This is a genomic window from Arthrobacter sp. D1-29 (assembly GCF_054130585.1).
Map to the genome: position 1 here is coordinate 1,836,792 of NZ_CP096383.1, position 17,569 is coordinate 1,854,360.

The 17,569-nt window shown below is 64.3% G+C and carries 17 protein-coding genes; 15 read left to right on the plus strand and 2 right to left on the minus strand.

What is annotated here, in order from left to right; translation table 11 throughout:
* Window positions 1–4 precede the first annotated feature (4 nt).
* The 12 genes from murG to dnaE all read left to right on the plus strand — a co-directional run bounded on the left by murG (window position 5) and on the right by dnaE (window position 13,293).
* The gene (murG, locus tag M1E17_RS08545; RefSeq protein WP_457966737.1) at window positions 5–1,105 is read left to right on the plus strand and encodes an undecaprenyldiphospho-muramoylpentapeptide beta-N-acetylglucosaminyltransferase; all 1,101 of its coding nucleotides are present in this window, start codon (window positions 5–7) and stop codon (window positions 1,103–1,105) included.
* Window positions 1,102–2,478: a UDP-N-acetylmuramate--L-alanine ligase gene (gene murC, locus M1E17_RS08550; RefSeq protein ID WP_457966738.1), complete on the plus strand. Its 1,377-nt coding sequence runs from the start codon at window positions 1,102–1,104 to the stop codon at window positions 2,476–2,478. Before murG ends, murC begins: the two co-directional genes overlap by 4 nt.
* A complete protein-coding gene (locus tag M1E17_RS08555) occupies window positions 2,471–3,355 on the plus strand; it encodes a cell division protein FtsQ/DivIB (RefSeq protein ID WP_457966739.1) in 885 nt (294 codons plus the stop codon). Before murC ends, M1E17_RS08555 begins: the two co-directional genes overlap by 8 nt.
* Window positions 3,356–3,543: 188 nt before the next feature.
* Window positions 3,544–4,785, plus strand: coding sequence for a cell division protein FtsZ (ftsZ, locus tag M1E17_RS08560; RefSeq protein ID WP_457966740.1), 1,242 nt, complete (start codon window positions 3,544–3,546; stop codon window positions 4,783–4,785).
* Window positions 4,786–4,793: 8 nt separating this feature from the next.
* The gene (locus tag M1E17_RS08565; protein WP_457966741.1) at window positions 4,794–5,483 is read left to right on the plus strand and encodes a polyphenol oxidase family protein; all 690 of its coding nucleotides are present in this window, start codon (window positions 4,794–4,796) and stop codon (window positions 5,481–5,483) included.
* Window positions 5,484–5,493: 10 nt separating this feature from the next.
* Window positions 5,494–6,216: a YggS family pyridoxal phosphate-dependent enzyme gene (locus M1E17_RS08570; protein WP_457966742.1), complete on the plus strand. Its 723-nt coding sequence runs from the start codon at window positions 5,494–5,496 to the stop codon at window positions 6,214–6,216.
* An 87-nt stretch (window positions 6,217–6,303) separates the two neighbouring features.
* Window positions 6,304–6,834 (plus strand): cell division protein SepF, encoded by a 531-nt coding sequence (locus M1E17_RS08575; RefSeq protein ID WP_457966743.1) that lies wholly within the window; start codon window positions 6,304–6,306, stop codon window positions 6,832–6,834.
* Between the two features lie 123 nt (window positions 6,835–6,957).
* The gene (locus M1E17_RS08580) at window positions 6,958–7,245 is read left to right on the plus strand and encodes a YggT family protein (RefSeq protein ID WP_267278594.1); all 288 of its coding nucleotides are present in this window, start codon (window positions 6,958–6,960) and stop codon (window positions 7,243–7,245) included.
* Window positions 7,246–7,421: 176 nt separating this feature from the next.
* Window positions 7,422–8,117 (plus strand): DivIVA domain-containing protein, encoded by a 696-nt coding sequence (locus M1E17_RS08585; RefSeq protein ID WP_457966744.1) that lies wholly within the window; start codon window positions 7,422–7,424, stop codon window positions 8,115–8,117.
* Between the two features lie 90 nt (window positions 8,118–8,207).
* Window positions 8,208–8,780: a signal peptidase II gene (gene lspA / locus M1E17_RS08590; protein ID WP_457966745.1), complete on the plus strand. Its 573-nt coding sequence runs from the start codon at window positions 8,208–8,210 to the stop codon at window positions 8,778–8,780.
* Complete coding sequence (locus tag M1E17_RS08595; RefSeq protein ID WP_457966746.1) at window positions 8,773–9,699, plus strand: RluA family pseudouridine synthase; 927 nt, start codon at window positions 8,773–8,775, stop codon at window positions 9,697–9,699. Before lspA ends, M1E17_RS08595 begins: the two co-directional genes overlap by 8 nt.
* Before the next feature lie 36 nt (window positions 9,700–9,735).
* Window positions 9,736–13,293, plus strand: coding sequence for a DNA polymerase III subunit alpha (gene dnaE / locus M1E17_RS08600; RefSeq protein ID WP_457966747.1), 3,558 nt, complete (start codon window positions 9,736–9,738; stop codon window positions 13,291–13,293).
* Window positions 13,294–13,323: 30 nt separating this feature from the next.
* On the opposite strand, the gene M1E17_RS08605 is transcribed toward dnaE, so the two are convergent.
* Entirely contained in the window at window positions 13,324–13,782 is a 459-nt protein-coding gene (locus M1E17_RS08605) for a flavin reductase family protein (RefSeq protein WP_457967649.1), read from the minus strand.
* A 179-nt stretch (window positions 13,783–13,961) separates the two neighbouring features.
* Here M1E17_RS08605 and M1E17_RS08610 point away from each other — a divergent pair, with 179 nt between their 5' ends.
* The 3 genes from M1E17_RS08610 (at window position 13,962) to nrdR (ending at window position 16,648) form a co-directional block, all read left to right on the plus strand.
* Window positions 13,962–14,525, plus strand: coding sequence for a hypothetical protein (locus M1E17_RS08610; RefSeq protein ID WP_457966748.1), 564 nt, complete (start codon window positions 13,962–13,964; stop codon window positions 14,523–14,525).
* Between the two features lie 9 nt (window positions 14,526–14,534).
* The gene (hisD, locus tag M1E17_RS08615) at window positions 14,535–15,917 is read left to right on the plus strand and encodes a histidinol dehydrogenase (protein ID WP_457966749.1); all 1,383 of its coding nucleotides are present in this window, start codon (window positions 14,535–14,537) and stop codon (window positions 15,915–15,917) included.
* A 215-nt stretch (window positions 15,918–16,132) separates the two neighbouring features.
* Window positions 16,133–16,648, plus strand: coding sequence for a transcriptional regulator NrdR (gene nrdR / locus M1E17_RS08620; RefSeq protein WP_457966750.1), 516 nt, complete (start codon window positions 16,133–16,135; stop codon window positions 16,646–16,648).
* 153 nt (window positions 16,649–16,801) lie between these two features.
* Here nrdR and M1E17_RS08625 read toward each other — a convergent pair whose 3' ends face one another.
* Window positions 16,802–17,554 carry an SDR family oxidoreductase gene (locus tag M1E17_RS08625; RefSeq protein WP_457966751.1) on the minus strand — a complete coding sequence of 251 codons (753 nt, stop codon included), beginning with the start codon at window positions 17,552–17,554 and terminating at the stop codon, window positions 16,802–16,804.
* Between the last annotated feature and the right edge of the window lie 15 nt (window positions 17,555–17,569).

Genomic DNA, 17,569 nt, shown 5'->3' on the forward strand with positions numbered 1-17,569 from the left:
CCAGATGACTTCCAAGAACCTTTCCATTGTCCTTGCGGGCGGCGGAACCGCAGGACACATCAGCCCCCTCCTGGCAATTGCGGCGGCGCTTCGCGCGGCTGCCCCGGAGGCGAGGCTCCTGGCCGTGGGCACGCCGTCGGGCATGGAGACCGCGCTGGTCCCCGCCGCCGGCGTGGAGCTGGCCACTATCGACCGCGTCCCGTTTCCCCGACGGCCCTCCCTGGACCTGGTGCGGCTGCCTGTCCGGCTGGCCGGCGCCGTGAGCCAGGCCGGCCGGATCCTGGACGAAGCCTCCGCAGATGTCCTGGTGGGAGTCGGAGGTTACGTCTGCACTCCCATGTACCTGGCAGCGCGGCGCCGGCGGATCCCCATCGTGATCCATGAAGCCAATGCCAGGCCAGGCCTGGCCAACCGGCTGGGGGCCCTGCTGACCCGGCACGTCGCAGTTGCTTTTGAGTCCACACGGCTGCGGCATGCCCGCCACGTGGGAATGCCCATGCGCGTGCAGATCTCCGCCTTGGACAGGGCAGCCGCACGCGCTGCTGCCCGCGAGGCCCTGGGCCTTGATGCCGCCAAGCCCACATTGGTGGTTACGGGCGGTTCCTCCGGTGCCCAGAGCATCAACCGCACCATTGCCGCCACTGTCCAGGACCTGGCGTCCGCCGGGATCCAGACGCTGCACATCACCGGCCGCGGGAAGTCGGTACCAGGCACGGACGGAGAACCGCTCGCCGCCGCCGGATACCGGCAGCTTGAGTATGTGGACGGCATGGAACTGGTCTACGCTGCGGCGGACGTGCTGCTGGCGAGGTCGGGGGCGGCCACGGTCTGTGAGGTGGCTGCTGTGGGGGTTCCCGCCGTTTTCGTCCCCCTGCCGATTGGCAACGGGGAACAGGCGCTCAATGCCGCCGGTGTTGTCAACGCGGGCGGCGCCGTCCTGGTCAGGGATGGCAGCTTTACCCCTGACTGGGTCCGGGCAGAGCTCATTCCCCTGGTGACCGACAGCGCCCGATTGGAAACGATGGCGGCCAACTCCCGTCGCCTTGGCATCAGAAACGCCGATCAGCGCATGGCTGGTCTTGTCCTGGAAGCGGTAACCGCATGACCTCCGTCAACAGCCCAAGCCAGGACTCCCTGGGCCGAGTCCATTTCATCGGCATCGGCGGGGTGGGAATGTCCGCCGTCGCCCGCATCATGGTTGCCCGCGGAGTTCCCGTCAGTGGCTCGGACGTCAAAGACCTTCCGGTGATGGCCGATCTCGCCGCGGCCGGCGCCGCCATTTCAGTGGGATACTCCGCTGAAAACCTCGCCGATGCCCAGACCGTAGTGGCCGGATCCGCGATCCGGGAGGACAACCCGGAACTGGTTGCGGCGCGCGCGGCAGGGCTGCCGGTGCTGCACCGTTCGCAGGCGCTTGCGGCCACCATGGGGGGGGACCTGGTGGTCACCGTGGCCGGTACCCACGGCAAGTCCACCACGACGTCGATGATCACCGTCCTGCTGCAGGGCGCCGGGCTGGATCCCTCCTTCGCCATCGGCGCCAACGTTCCTGCCCTGGGCGTCAACGCCGCCCATGGAACCTCAGGGGTATTTGTTGCCGAAGCTGACGAGTCTGACGGCTCCTTCCTGAACTACCGGCCGCGGATTGCCGTGGTCACCAACGTCGAACCTGACCATCTGGACCATTACGGCACCGCCGAAGCCGTCTATGAATCCTTCGACCGGTTCACTGCGCTGCTTCCGTCCGACGGTGTGCTGATTGCCTGTGCCGACGACGCCGGTGCCCTGGCCCTCGCCGACCGTACACGGGCGCGTGGAAACACCCGGGTGGTTCTGTACGGCACCTCTGACCGTTCAGACCTGGTGCTCCACGACGGCGGCCCCGGGGACGTTGCCATTTCCTCGCCGGCGGGGCGTTTCGGCCTTGCGCTCCAGGTTCCGGGCCGGCACAACGCCCTGAACGCGGCCGCTGCTTTTGCTGTTGCCCTGGAACTGGGGGTTGATCCTGACGCTGCTGCCCGGGCATTGGCCAACTTCTCGGGCGCCTCGAGGCGTTTTGAACTCAAGGGCGAAGCCCGCGGGGTCAGGGTCTTTGATGACTACGCCCACCATCCGACAGAGGTCCGGGCCGCCCTGGCTGCGGCCCGGTCCGTTGCGGGCGACCACAAGGTCCATGTCCTTTTCCAGCCTCACCTTTTTTCCCGCACCCGGGAATTCGCCGCAGAATTCGCGGACGCCCTGAACCAGGCCGACACCGCCCTGGTGCTGGACATCTACCCCGCCCGCGAGGACCCCATCCCGGGAGTCAGCAGCGATCTGATTGCACGCCACCTGAATCCCGGCGGCAGGCTCGTAGCCAGCGGCGAGGCCGTGGCGGCCATCACGGCCGCCGCGTCCGACGGCGACATTGTGCTGACAGCCGGAGCCGGTGACGTCACTGCCTTCGGACCACGGATCGTGGAGGCTCTGGGTGGCTAGCACCCGGCGTCCCACCTACACCGGGACGGGGCGCCGGCCGGCCACGGCCGACAAAGAGCCCGTTGTCATCACTGCCTCCAAGAGCGTGCCGGATCCAGAACCTGCCGAGCCCGGCGGCCGGAAGAAGCGGAAGGACCGGGAGTCCGCACCAGGCGGCAATGTGCTGGCCTTTCCCGAGCCCCGGGGACGGCGGCTCAAAAGAAACATTGTCATCGCAGCATGCATTACCGCCGCCATGGTGGCCGGGCTGCTGGCGGCCGCCATTTTCTCGCCGGTACTTGCTGTTGGCACCATCACTGTTTCGGGAACAAAAATCCTGACCGACGATCAGGTCAAGAGCGCCCTGGAGCCGCTGCGGGGCAAGCCGCTTCCGCAAATCAGTGACGAAGAGGTGGGGCGGCTCCTGGAACCACTGGTCCAGGTCAAGTCGGTCTCCAGTGAGGCGCGGCCGCCGTCGGAACTGGTGGTGAAGGTGCTGGAACGGGCACCGGTTGCCCTGGTAAAGCAGGGGGAACAGTATCAACTGGTGGACGTTGAGGGCGTGCAACTGGCTGCCACGGACGATCCTTCATCCGTTTCACTGCCGGTGATCGACGGCGGGGCCGGAGCCATCGGCAAGGATCTGTTCCAGGCCACCGCGGCCGTCCTGGGCGCCCTTCCTCCGGATGTCCTGGCAAAGCTGTCGAACGCCTCCGCGCAGTCCGTGGACGCCGTGGAACTGAAGCTGGTTGATGGCCAGACCATCGTCTGGGGCAACGCGGGGGAGCGGGAACTGAAGGCAAAGGTCCTTGAAGCGCTCCTGAAGGCTCCGGCAGATCCCAAGAACCCCGTGCGGGTGTACGACGTCAGCGTGCCGCGGCACCCCGTAACACGCTGAATCACCCTATTTACCCGGTATTCCCACGACACGCGGCGCCGGTCATTGAATGTCTGAACCAGAGGAAATAGCGTCACAGCATGAGTTACTTGACATAACTATAACCTTCAACTCGAAGGTTAAGGTTGCAGGCTTCAAGCTCGACTCCATCAGTTTTCGCAATAGAACACGAACAAGGGACACGTAACGTGGCAGCTCCGCAGAATTACTTGGCCGTCATCAAGGTCGTCGGCATCGGCGGCGGTGGCGTGAACGCAGTCAACCGCATGATCGAGGTGGGCCTTCGGGGCGTTGAATTCATCGCCATCAACACCGACGCCCAGGCCCTGCTGATGAGTGATGCGGACGTCAAGCTTGACGTCGGGCGTGAGCTGACCCGCGGGCTGGGTGCCGGTGCCAACCCTGAAGTTGGCAAGCAGGCTGCCGAGGATCACGCTGACGAGATCGAAGAGGTCATCCGTGGCGCGGACATGGTGTTCGTGACTGCCGGTGAAGGTGGCGGAACCGGCACCGGCGGCGCCCCGGTGGTGGCGCGCATCGCCCGGTCCCTGGGTGCGCTGACCATCGGCGTGGTCACCAGGCCTTTCACTTTCGAAGGCCGCCGCCGCGCCGGCTCCGCCGAGGCGGGCATCGACGCCCTCCGCGACGAAGTGGACACCCTGATTGTCATTCCCAACGACCGGCTGCTGTCCATCAGCGACCGCAACGTCTCCGTTCTCGACGCCTTCCGCTCCGCGGACCAGGTCCTGCTGTCCGGTGTCCAGGGCATCACCGACCTCATCACCACGCCCGGCCTGATCAACCTTGACTTTGCGGACGTCAAGTCAGTCATGCAGGGCGCGGGCTCGGCCCTGATGGGCATCGGTTCGGCGCGGGGCGAGGACCGTGCCGTGAAGGCCGCGGAGCTGGCCATTGCCTCACCCCTTCTGGAAGCCTCCATCGACGGCGCCCACGGCGTGCTGCTTTCCATTCAGGGCGGATCGGATCTTGGCCTCTTCGAGATCAACGAAGCGGCCCGCCTTGTTCAGGAAGTCGCCCACCCGGAGGCAAACATCATCTTCGGCGCCGTTATCGACGATGCCCTCGGCGACGAGGCCCGCGTGACGGTCATCGCGGCGGGTTTCGACGACGTCAAGGCCACCTCGCCCTCCATGGACCAGTCCCAGCCGCAGGTTGCCCCGCAGCGTCCTGCCGCGCCGTCGGCTGCTCCTGCCCCCACCCAGGCGCCCTCGGCAGGCGGCAGCCACCAGATGAACGTACAGCCCGTCCACGCCGGGGTTGGCGCTTCGGGACTGAGCAACTGGGGCCAGCAGCGCCAGTCCACAGTCCCGGCGGATTCAGGCTTCGACGTCGACCTGCCCTCAGTGGTGGAACCCGATCTTTCCGGTCAGCACTCAGATGACCTGGATGTCCCCGATTTCCTGAAGTAGGCCACGGATTGTTCCATTGGCGTGCCGAGGTCCTTCCGGGGGTGTCGGTGGCATTCACCGACACCCATGCCGGAAACCTGGCGCTGCATGTGGGGGACAAACCCTCACAGGTGCTGCTGCGGCGTGAAGCCCTGGAGCGGGCAGCCGGCATAACGCCTGGTTCACTGCGGTTCATGGACCAGGTTCACGGCACGGCCGTGACCGTTATGGAACCGGGCAGCCCCGCGCCACAGTCCGATGCCATGGTCTCCACCGGCCTTCCGCTGGCGGTCATGGTTGCAGACTGCGTGCCGGCGATGCTGGTGGGCGAAGCTGCCGGCGGGCCCGTCCTGGCTGCGGTACACGCCGGACGCCCGGGAATAGCGGCGGGAATCATCCCGGCCGCGGTGGACAGGATGCGCTCCCTGGGCGCCTCCGGCATCCGGGCCTGGCTGGGACCGTCAATCTGTGGCGCCTGCTACGAAGTTCCGGCATCGCTGCGGGCAGAAGTGGCCGCCGACGTGCCGGCAACCTGGGCTACAACATCATGGGGGACGCCCGCGCTTGATCTTCCGGCCGGCGCCCGAAGCCAGCTGGAAGCCGCTGGGGTCGGCGTCGACTACGCCGGACCGTGCACCCTTGAAAATGCTGCCCTCTTTTCCCACCGCCGAAACAACCGCAGCGGCAGGTTTGCCGGATTGGTATGGCAGCATGGATGAGCGCCGGTCCATGGACGAGTCAGAACGCATGGCAGAGCTGACCGGGCGCCTCGCTGCTGTGCGCAAGCGCATAGCGTCCGCCGCAGAGGCGTCGGGCCGGACTGGGCAGCTGCCCACCCTGATTGTGGTCACCAAGTTCCATCCCGCCGAGGACATCAGGCGCCTTTCAGTGCTGGGCGTCAGGGATGTGGGGGAGAACCGGGACCAGGAGGCAGCGGCAAAATCCGCGGAACTGGAAGGGCTGGGCCTCAGATGGCACTTTGTCGGCCAGCTTCAAGGCAAAAAGGCCAAATCGGTGGTCCGCTACGCCCACTCTGTCCATTCGGTGGACCGTCTGCAGCTCGCGGACGGCCTGGCAAAGGCGATTGCCACCGAGCAGGACAGGACAGGACGCGGCCCCCTGGAGTGCTTCATCCAGGTCAGCCTGGACGACGACGCCGCCGCCCACCGCGGGGGCGCGGCGCCTGAGGAAATCCCGGCCTTGGCAGAACGCCTTGCTGCAACTGAGGGGCTGGTACTCGCAGGGGTGATGGCAGTGGCACCGCTGGGCACGGTGCCCGGGGAAGCCTTTGAAAAACTGGCATTAATTTCTGCCCGTCTCGTCCAGGATCACCCGTCCGCGACAGCCATTTCTGCCGGCATGAGCCAGGACCTGGAGGCGGCCATCCAGTTTGGTGCGACACACCTGCGAATCGGCTCGGATATTCTCGGATCGCGTCCAGCCGTGGGGTAGCGTCAAACTATTGGAAGCGAATGGCGGGGGATTCCAGTGCTGTCAAGTCATATGGCGCCCGCCTACGGACACGATTAGGAGTCGACCATGGCCGGCGCTCTGCGCAAGACAATGATCTATCTTGGGCTCGCCGATGGCGATGAACATTATGAGTCCGAGCACCACATCACACGTAAGGACGAGGACCATTCCATGGAATTTGACCGCGAGGAACGCCGTGCACCCGCACCCGTCCGCGAGGTTGGCCGCGACTCGTCCTACGCCCCTGAAGAGGAATATCGCGCACCAGTGACCCCCATCAAGCGTGCGGCCTCAAGCCGCGAAGAATCCACAGGGCTTCGGCAGATCACCACGATCCACCCACGCTCCTACAATGACGCGAAACTCATCGGCGAGAGCTTCCGGGACGGCATCCCCGTGATCATGAACGTCACTGACATGGGTGAGGCCGATGCCAAGCGCCTGGTCGATTTCTCCGCCGGCCTCGTTTTTGGGCTTCGGGGGAGCATTGAGCGGGTCACCAACAAGGTTTTCCTCCTGTCGCCGTCGTACGTTGAGGTCATCGGTGATGACAAAAAGGTCAGCGAGACGCAGGCCAGCTTCTTCAACCAAAGCTAGCCACTAAGCTTGTAGCGGATGCCAGACAGGTACACCTGTCTGGCATCTGTGCTGAAATAGAGAAGAAAGCCCGTCAGGACACTGCGGTATCCGTCAAATGGACATGGAGATATGAGTTAAGTCATGGGAATTGTTTTCGGACTTGTCTATATCGCCCTTTTACTGTTCCTGGTGGCCCTGATTGTCCGGCTGGTCTTTGACTGGGTCCAGATGTTTGCCAGGGAGTGGCGGCCCCGCGGGGCTGCCCTCGTGACCGCGCATGCTGTGTACTCCATCAGCGATCCGCCACTCAGGGTACTGCGCAGGCTGGTCCCGCCCCTCAGGCTGGGCGGCATCACACTGGACCTGGGCTTCCTGATCTTGTTCATCGCCGTCAGCGTGGCGATGATGATCACCAGGGGCTTCGCATAATTTTCGATTAGACCCAGCAGGGCAGGCACAGATCCGAAGGGAACTGTTGCCCGCACACCGAAGAAATCTTCTGTTTGACACCACAGTGTTGAATTAGAGGAACCAGACCATATTTAGGTACCGTAGTTTTGACGGCCGGAAGGCCTACTGACTAACTAGACCAATGAGGTGACCAGATGGCTTTGACGCCAGAAGACGTTGTCAACAAGCGCTTTCAGCCGACCAAGTTCCGCGAAGGCTACGACCAGGATGAAGTTGATGACTTCCTGGACGAAATCGTCGTCGAGCTCCGGCGCCTGAACCAGGAGAACGACGAGCTCCGCAAGAAGCTTGCAGAAGCCGGTTCCGGCGTTCCTGCAAGCTCCGCGGCAGCGGCCCCTGTGGTCGAGAAGGTCCCCGCGCCCGTCAAGGCGGACAAGGACGAGGCCCGCGCCAAGGCTGAGGCCGAGGCAAAAGCCGCCGAGGCAAGCAAGAAGAAGGAAGCGGAGCAGGCTGCGCCGGTCGCGACCGTTCCTGCTGCTGCTCCGGCTCCGGCCGCCAGCACCACCTCTGCTGAATCCGCTGCCGGCCTGCTCGCCATGGCCCAGCAGATGCACGACCGCCACGTAGCCGAGGGCCAGGCGCAGAAGGACAAGATCATCGCCGAGGCCCAGATCGAAGCCAGCAGCCTGGTCAACGATGCCCAGGAGAAGTCGCGCAAGATCCTGGGCGCACTGGAGCAGCAGCGTTCGGTCCTGGAGCGCAAGGTGGAGCAGCTCCGCGGCTTCGAGCGCGACTACCGCTCACGTCTGAAGGCCTACATCGAAGGCCAGCTGCGCGACCTTGACGCCCGTGGTTCTGTTGCCGCTCCGGAAGTCGAAGCCAACAGCTAGTCTGTCAAACACGTATTCTGAAAGCCGGTGGCTGAGGATTCCTCGGCCGCCGGCTTTTGAGATTAACATCGGTTCCTGAACGAAAGCACCATGACTGACGAACTCGCCCCTGACGCCGCACGCCCGGTCCCGTCTGCACCACGGACCCGCCGCGCCGTCCTGCTGTCCCTCTTCGCAGGTTTTGCGGTCTTTGCCTATGTGTTCGACCAGCTGACTAAACTCTGGGTCACGTCCACCATGGTGGAAGGCGAACGGATCCCGGTTCTGCCGCCTCTGCTGCACTGGTACTTCATCCGTAACTCCGGCGCCGCGTTCTCCATCGGGGAAAATGTCACGTGGGTGTTCTCCATCATCATGGCCGGGGTGGCCATTGCCATTCTGTTCCAGGTACGGAAACTGGGCTCCGCCTGGTGGTCCCTGGCGCTTGGCCTGCTGCTGGGCGGGGCGCTGGGGAACCTGACGGACAGGCTGTTCCGTGAGCCCTCGTTCGGAATGGGCCATGTGGTGGATTTTATCCAGCTGCCAAATTTCGCGATCTTCAATATCGCCGATTCCGCGGTGGTGTCCGCCGTGGCAATCATCTGCATCCTGACACTGCGCGGTATTTCCCTCGACGGATCCCGGCATGTCGGAGCCCACCGTGAGAAGACCAGGGATGCCTGAGCGCCTTGTAGTGGCCGATGAACTCGGCGGGGTACGGGCCGACGCCGGACTGGCCAGGCTGATGGGGATCTCCCGGTCGCTTGCTGCCACCCTGATCGCCGAAGGCAATGTCGTGAGCCGGGGCAAGGCAGTGGGCAAGTCCGCGCGGCTGGTGGCCGGCGACGTCCTGGACGTCACGGTGCCTGAACGCCGGGACCCCCTTGAAGTGGTGGAGGAAGTTGTGGAAGGCCTGAAAATCCTGCTCGACGACGACGATTTTGTGGTCGTCGATAAGCCGGTGGGCGTCGCTGCGCATCCGTCGCCGGGCTGGGTGGGCCCCACCGTGGTGGGCGGCCTTGCCGGCGCCGGATACCGGATCTCGACGTCAGGCTCACCCGAACGGGCCGGCATCGTGCACAGGCTGGACGTCGGCACCTCCGGGGTGATGGTGGTGGCTAAAACCGAGCGTGCCTACACGGCCCTGAAGCGCGCCTTCAAGGAGCGCAGCGTGGACAAGGTCTACCACGCGGTGGTCCAGGGCCTCCCTGACCCGCTGGAAGGCACCATCGACGCCCCCATCGGCCGTCACCCCGGACACGATTGGCGCTTTGCCGTGATCGAGGACGGACGGCCGTCCATAACGCACTACGAGGTCCTTGAAGCATTCGGCAAGGCGACGCTCGTTGAGGTCCACCTCGAAACGGGGCGGACACACCAAATCCGCGTGCATTTCTCGGCGCTGCGGCACCCGTGCGCCGGCGACCTTACCTATGGGGCGGACCCCCGGCTGGCGGCAACACTGGGCCTCACCCGGCAATGGCTGCATGCGCGCGAGCTCGGTTTCGATCACCCGGTGACCGGCGAGCGTGTCACTGTCACCAGTGACTACCCGCAGGACCTGGCTTACGCCCTGGAAGTCCTCGAATCCGGACAGGCCTGACCACTCCGGCACCGGGGGAGCGCATAGAATAGTGCGGTGACTTCCAGCAATGCCTCGTTCGTCCACCTGCACAACCACACCGAATACTCCATGTTGGACGGCGCCGCCCGTCTGGGGGAGCTTTTCGACGAGACCGAACGCCTGGGCATGCCGGCACTCGCCACCACTGACCACGGGTACCTGTTCGGCGCCTTCGACTTTTGGAAACGCGCCACGGACCAGGGCATTAAGCCCATCATCGGCGTCGAAGCCTATGTCACGCCCGGTACGGCACGGACGGACAAAGGCCGTGTCCGCTGGGGCGAGGAACACCAGCGCAAGGACGACATCTCCGGCGGTGGTTCCTACACGCACATGACGCTGCTGAGCTACAACAACGCCGGCATGCGCAACCTCTTTCGGGCCTCGTCCATCGCGTCCCTGGACGCTGTCTTCGGCAAGTGGCCGCGGCTGGACCGCGAGCTGCTGAACACGTACTCGGAAGGGCTGATCGCCACCACCGGGTGCCCGTCAGGGGAAGTCCAGACCCGGCTGCGGCTGGGCCAGTACCGTGAGGCGCTGGAAGCGGCCTCAGAGTTCCGCGACATTTTCGGTGCCGAAAACTACTTCTGCGAACTGATGGACCACGGCCTGGACATCGAACGCCGGGTCACCGGGGACCTGCTGCGGCTCGCCAAGGAACTGAAGCTGCCGCTGGTGGCCACCAACGACCTCCACTACACGCACGAGCACGACGCCAAGGCGCACGAGGCCCTGTTGGCCATCCAGTCAGGTTCCACCCTGCTGGAGCCAACCTACGACAACGGCGGTTCCCGCTTCGCGTTCTCCGGCAGCGGCTACTACCTCAAGTCGCCGCAGGAGATGCGCGAGCTCTTCCGGGACCACCCCGACGCGTGCGATAACACACTGCTGATCGCGGAGCGCTGTGAAGTTTCCTTCAATACAGGGGCCAACTACATGCCGCGCTTTCCCTGCCCGCCGGGGGAGGACGAAACGTCCTGGCTGGTGAAGGAAGTTGCTGCCGGCCTCGAATACCGATACCCGGGCGGTGTTCCGGACAAAGTCCGCACCCAGGCTGACTACGAGCTGGAAGTCATCACCTCCATGGGGTTCCCCGGGTACTTCCTGGTGGTGGCCGACTTCATCAACTGGGCGAAGAACAACGGCATCCGGGTCGGACCCGGCCGTGGCTCGGGCGCCGGTTCCATGGTGGCCTACGCCATGCGCATCACCGACCTTGATCCGCTGCACCACGGCCTGATCTTCGAGCGCTTCCTCAACCCGGACCGCGTCTCCATGCCTGACTTCGACGTCGACTTCGATGACCGGCGCCGCTCCGAGGTGATCGACTATGTGACCCGCAAATACGGCGACGAGCGCGTCGCCATGATCGTCACCTACGGCACCATCAAGACCAAGCAGGCGCTCAAGGACTCGTCACGCGTGCTGGGCTATCCGTTCAGCATGGGCGAACAACTGACCAAGGCCCTGCCACCGGCGGTCATGGCCAAGGACATTCCGCTGGCGGACATCCAGAACAAGGACTCCAAGCGCTACAGCGAAGCCGGCGACTTCCGCCAGCTGATCGCCACGGACCCCGAAGCCGCCAAGGTCTTCGAGACGGCGCTGGGCATCGAAGGGCTGAAGCGCCAGTGGGGTGTACATGCCGCCGGCGTCATCATGTCATCGGACCCGATCATCGATGTCATCCCCATCATGCGGCGCATCCAGGACGGGCAGGTAATCACGCAGTTCGATTACCCCACCTGCGAGGGCCTGGGCCTGATCAAGATGGACTTCCTGGGGCTGCGGAACCTGACGATCATCTCTGACGCCCTGGAGAACATCAAGCTCAACCGTGGCCATGACCTGGACCTGGACAGCCTGGCCCTGGACGACGCCGCCTCCTACGAACTGCTGGCCCGGGGTGACACCCTGGGCGTCTTCCAGCTCGACGGCGGGCCCATGCGCTCCCTGCTCAAGCTGATGAAGCCTGACAACTTCGAAGACATCTCCGCCGTCCTGGCCCTCTACCGCCCGGGTCCGATGGGCGCCAACGCCCACACCGACTACGCCCTGCGCAAGAACGGGATCCAGGAAGTCATCCCGATCCACCCGGAGCTGAAGGAACCGCTCGCCGAAATCCTCGGCGGCACGTACGGCCTGATCGTGTACCAGGAACAGGTGATGGCCGTCGCGCAGAAGCTCGCCGGGTACTCCCTCGGGCAGGCGGACATCCTCCGCCGTGCCATGGGCAAAAAGAAGAAGTCAGAGCTGGACAAGCAGTTCGCCGGCTTCTCGCAGGGCATGCAGGACAACGGCTACTCCATGGAGGCCGTCAAGACCCTCTGGGACATCCTGCTGCCGTTCTCTGACTACGCGTTCAACAAGGCACACTCGGCCGCCTACGGCGTGATTTCGTATTGGACCGCTTACCTTAAGGCCCACTACGCACCGGAGTACATGGCGGCGCTGCTGACCTCCGTAGGCGACGACAAGGACAAGTCAGCGATTTACCTGAACGAGTGCCGCCGCATGGGCATCACGGTGCTCCCGCCGGACGTCAACGAATCCTCGCTGAACTTCACGCCGGTGGGGACGGACATCCGCTTCGGCATGGGCGCCATCCGGAACGTTGGTTCCAACGTGGTCCAGGCGATGGTGGCTGCCCGGGAGAGCGAGGGGGCCTACACGTCGTTCAAGGACTTCCTCATGAAGGTCCCGGCGGTTGTCTGCAACAAGCGGACCATCGAATCCCTGATCAAGGCCGGGGCCTTCGACTCGCTTAACCACCACCGCCGCGCCCTGGTCATGGTCCACGAGGAGGCCATCGACTCGGTCATTACCCTCAAGCGGAACGAGGCAATTGGCCAGTTCGACCTCTTCGCCGGATTTGAGGAGGCCGAGTCCGAGGCCTCCCTGAGCATCGAGATCCCCGAGCTTCCCGAGTGGGAGAAGAAGGACAAGCTGTCCTTCGAACGGGACATGCTGGGACTCTATGTCTCGGACCATCCCCTGCAGGGCCTGGAGGGGATACTCAGCCAGCACGCGGACCAGTCCATCACCTCCATCATTGCCGAAGACGGCCCGCACGACGGCGCCATCATCACCATCTCCGGAATGATCACCTCCTTGAGCCGCCGCATCGCCAAAGCCAGCGGCAACGCCTACGCCCGCGCCGAAATCGAAGACCTTGGCGGCTCCATGGAGGTCATGTTCTTTGGACAGGTGTACGGCCCCATCGCGTCGGTCCTGGCCGAGGACCTGATCGTGGTTGTCAAAGGCAGGCTGCAGCGGCGCGATGACGGCGCCGTGACATTGAACTGCATGGAGCTGTCCGTTCCAGACCTCAGTGAGGGAACCAACGGGCCGGTGCTCATTTCGATGCCCACGCACAAGGCCACCGAGGCCGTGGTCACCGAACTGGGGGACGTGCTGCGGAACCACCGGGGAAACTCGGAGGTCCGCTTGCACCTGCAGGGCGACACCAGGACCGAGGTCATGGGGCTGCCTGTCCACCTCAGGGTGAACCCCAGCCCGTCACTCTTCGGCGACCTCAAAGTGCTCCTCGGGCCTACCTGCCTGGACAACTGACAGCACGGCGGCAACCGGATCCTGGGTCTGCTAAATCTCGTAGTCCAGCGGAACTGGCTGGCTGTAGCCGCCGGCGTGATAGAGGAGCGGCGAGCCGTCTTCACCCACCAGACCGTCCACCACTTCAACAACCACCACCGCATTATTCTCGAACGACAAGCGCATCTGGATCTTGCCTATCAGCCAGCCGGCAACATCCTTAAGCACGGGAACTTCGTGCGGACCCAGTTCCCAGTGGTCACCGCCGAACCGGTCCTTGGTACGGGCGAAGCGTTCGGCCAGGGCCTGGTTCTCGAGGCCCAGCATGTGGAGGCCGATATGGGTGGTGTTGGCTATGGCGGGCCATGAACTGGAACTGCGGGCCATGTTGAAGGTAAACCGTGGCGGCTGGGCCGACAGCGACGCCACCGAGGTGGCGGTGAAACCGTAGGGCTCGCCCTGGTAGTTCACGGTGATAATGGCCACGCCTGCGGCATGGCGCCGGAACATTTCCCTGAACGTACGCTCGAACGGTGCATGGTCTGCGGTCACGGTAAACGAACTCCCTGCGGTAACTTAATGCGACTGGACTCTATCTCAAGGGTATGGCCGTGTTGTCGCAGCAAGGAATCGCTTTACCCGCTACGTCAGTGGATTGAGAGGCATAAACATTTGTTAAGGTTTGTTTCATGACACGACGCACCCATGGGCGCTCCTCCCGCCCGGCCTGGACCTGGTTTGCCGTGGCGTCCGCGGCTGGAATCCCCGTGGGCATGCTGTGGTGGATCCTGGCTCCCGGCGGCCTGAATCTGATGACCCGAAACCCTTCACTAGCGGAAGGGACAAATCCCGAGGTCTGGCTGCTGCGCGATCTGACCCTTGCCGGCCTCTTCGTTTTTGCCGGCTGCCTGGTGGGTGTTTTCCTGGCGGATAAAACCCGCAGGAATGGACAAAAGGACCTGCTTTTTGCCCTTGCCGGTGGCCTTATCGGAGCATTGATGGCGTGGCAGGCCGGTATCTTCGCTGGCAAGGTATGGGGTACCCCCGCAGACCCCTCGCTCCACGCGAATGTTGCCTTCTCACTCCGGTCCATGTCGGTGCTTCTGCTGTGGCCGGCGGCCACAGCGGTGGCTGTCTTTGCCATCAGCCTGCTGAACCTGCTGAAGCAGAAACCCTACCTTGAGGACGATGGCTACGAGGACAGGGACAGATACAGCGGACCTTTCGCGGGAAGCAAAGCCGCCGACGCGTAAAATGATCCGGTGACCATTTCTCCTGACCTCCCTGCCGCCACACGTGCCCCAGCCGTAGACTTCCGAACGGTTGATCTCCGGGGCCGCCGCCTGACACTCGCCGGCTTGCGTGCCGCCGTCCCCAGGGCGCAGCACCACACGGTGGCGGATGCTGAGCAAAAGGTCCTGGACATCATCGCCGACGTCCGGTCACGGGGATTCCGTGCGCTCGGCGACCTTGCGTTGCGGCTGGACGGCGTGCAGCAGGAACACCCCCGGGTGCCTCCCGAGGCGCTCGCCCAGGCCCTGGAGGGTCTTGACCCGGCAGTACGCAGCGCCCTTGAAGAGTCCATCAGCCGTGCCCGGCGTTTCGCCGACGGGCAGCGCCCGCGGAATATCGACGTCGAACTTGGCGACGGCGCTCTGGTGAGCCAGAACTGGGTACCCGTCGCACGGGTGGGGCTGTATGTCCCGGGCGGACTGGCCGTCTATCCTTCCTCGGTGATCATGAACGTTGTGCCTGCACTGGCGGCAGGAGTGGAATCAATTGCCCTCGCCTCGCCGCCACAAAAGGATTTCGGTGGACTGCCGCACCCCACCATCCTCGCGGCGGCCGCACTCCTGGGCATAGAAGAGGTGTACGCCGTTGGCGGCGCCCAGGCGATTGCTGCCTTTGCCTATGGAATCGATGCAACAGACGCCGGACCTGCACTGGAACCCGTGGACGTGGTCACGGGCCCGGGAAACATCTTCGTGGCCACAGCCAAGCGGCTCGTCAAGGGTGTGGTGGGAATCGACTCGGAAGCGGGCACCACTGAGATAGCCATCCTGGCTGACGGCTCCGCCCAGCCCGCCCTGGTAGCCGCGGACCTGATCAGCCAGGCTGAGCACGATCCCAACGCTGCTTCGGTCCTCATCACCGACTCCGAGGAACTCGCCGCCGCGGTACGCATTGAACTCGACCGGCAGGCGGCGGCCACCAAACACTCCCAGCGGGTCCGCGAGGCGCTTTCCGGTCCCCAGTCGGGCGTAGTCCTGGTGGAGGACCTTGAACAGGGCATCGCCGCCTGTGACGCGTACGCCGCCGAACACCTGGAGATCATGACGGCGGACGCGGCCACCGTGGCGTCGCGGATACGCAACGCCGGAGCCATCTTTGTCGGAGACTACAGCCCGGTCAGCCTGGGGGATTACTGCGCAGGTTCAAACCACGTGCTGCCCACCAGCGGGACGGCGGCATTTTCCTCCGGCCTGAATGTCACTACCTTCCTTCGGGCCATCCAGGTGGTGAACTACAGCAGGGCCGCACTGCAGGAGGTCAGCGGACACATCGTCAGCCTGGCCGGGGCAGAGGACCTGCCGGCCCACGGCCAGGCGGTAACGGCACGCTTCGCGAACCCCGGAGCCCACTGACGCCAGCGGCGGGACCGGGGCGGCCCGTTCAGCAACGGCTGCAGTAATTACTACAGGCTGTGGCTGTGACTACTACATGTAGTAATTACAGGCTTGTTATTCCGCTACATCTAGTCATAGACTAATAGCGAAAGATCCGGCATATCCGTCCTGCAAGAACGCCGTGTAAGTACACCGTGCAAGAAAGTTGTGCAAGAGAGCGAGAGAGGGACACCATGTACTGTCCGTTCTGCCGCAATCCGGATTCCCGCGTTGTTGACAGCCGGATGGCTGACGACGGTTCCGCCATCAGGCGCCGCAGGCAATGCCCTGAATGCGGCCGCAGGTTCACCACCGTGGAAACCACCAGCCTCTCCGTTATCAAGCGTTCCGGTGTGGGGGAGCCCTTCAGCCGGAGCAAGGTCATCAACGGTGTGCGCAAAGCCTGCCAGGGCCGCCCGGTCAGCGAGGACGACCTTGCGCTCCTCGCCCAGGAAGTCGAGGAACAGATCCGGGCTTCGGGAGCAGCCGAAATCGACGCCCACGAGGTTGGCCTGGCCATCCTGGGGCCCCTTCAGAAGCTGGACAAGGTTGCCTATCTTCGCTTCGCGAGCGTCTACCAGGCCTTCGAGTCGCTGGAAGACTTCGAGACGGCCATTTCGCTGCTCCGCCATGAGTCCGAAGAGGAAGCCAAGAACCTCGTGGAAAAGGGCGCCAAGGGCGCCAAAAGCTCCGAAAAGAGCCCACTGTAAGCTCCGGTGGTGGCAGCGGAGGGGAAGCCGCAGCCACCACCGGCACCAGGTGCCTGTTGTCCCCGGCTCCCTTGCCGTCAGATCCCGATGCAGGCATCGGCTGCCAGAGCTGCTGCCGCTTGCCCTTGCCGCAGCCTGCCCATGGCCTGCGGGCTAACGCCCGCCCGAGACAGGGAGAATGGCGCCGGTGATGTAGCCGGCCTCGGCCGACATCAGCCACAGAACAGCCGCGGCCACTTCATCCGGTTCAGCCCCGCGTCCCATCGGAATGGTGGCATTCAGCCGCTCGACTCGGTCCGGCATGCCCGCGGCTGCATGCAGGCCTGTATTCGTGCTGCCCGGAGCGACGCAGTTGACGCGTATTCCCTGGTCTGCCACCTCTGCAGCCAGCCCCACAGTGAGGACGTCCACCGCGCCCTTGGACGCGGCATAGTGGGCCCAGGTTCCCGGGGAACCGGCTTTGGTGGCCGTGGAGGAGATGTTGATGATGGAACCGCCGGTGCCGCCGCCGTCCGTGCACAGCCTGCGGACGGCCTCCTGGCAGACAAAGATCAGGCCAGACACGTTGACGTCCATCACGCGGCGGACTGTCTCGGCCGGAACGTCGGCAAGTTTGCCGATCAGGTTGCCCGTAATGCCGGCATTGTTCACCACCGCAGAGAGCCGGCCCAGACGCGTCGCGGCATCGAACAGGGCTGTCACTGCGGCAGCATCGCTGACATCCGCTTCAATGGCGACGGCGGTGCCGCCGTCGTTCATGATGTCCTGCGCCACCGAGCGCGCACCCTCTGCATCCACTGAATAGTTCAGAACCACGCTGTATCCAGCTACGGCGGCCCGCCGGGCTATGGCCGCACCGATCCCGCGGCTGGCACCCGTCACGACCATCACGCCGGGGGTGCCCACGGCAGCACTCTCCAT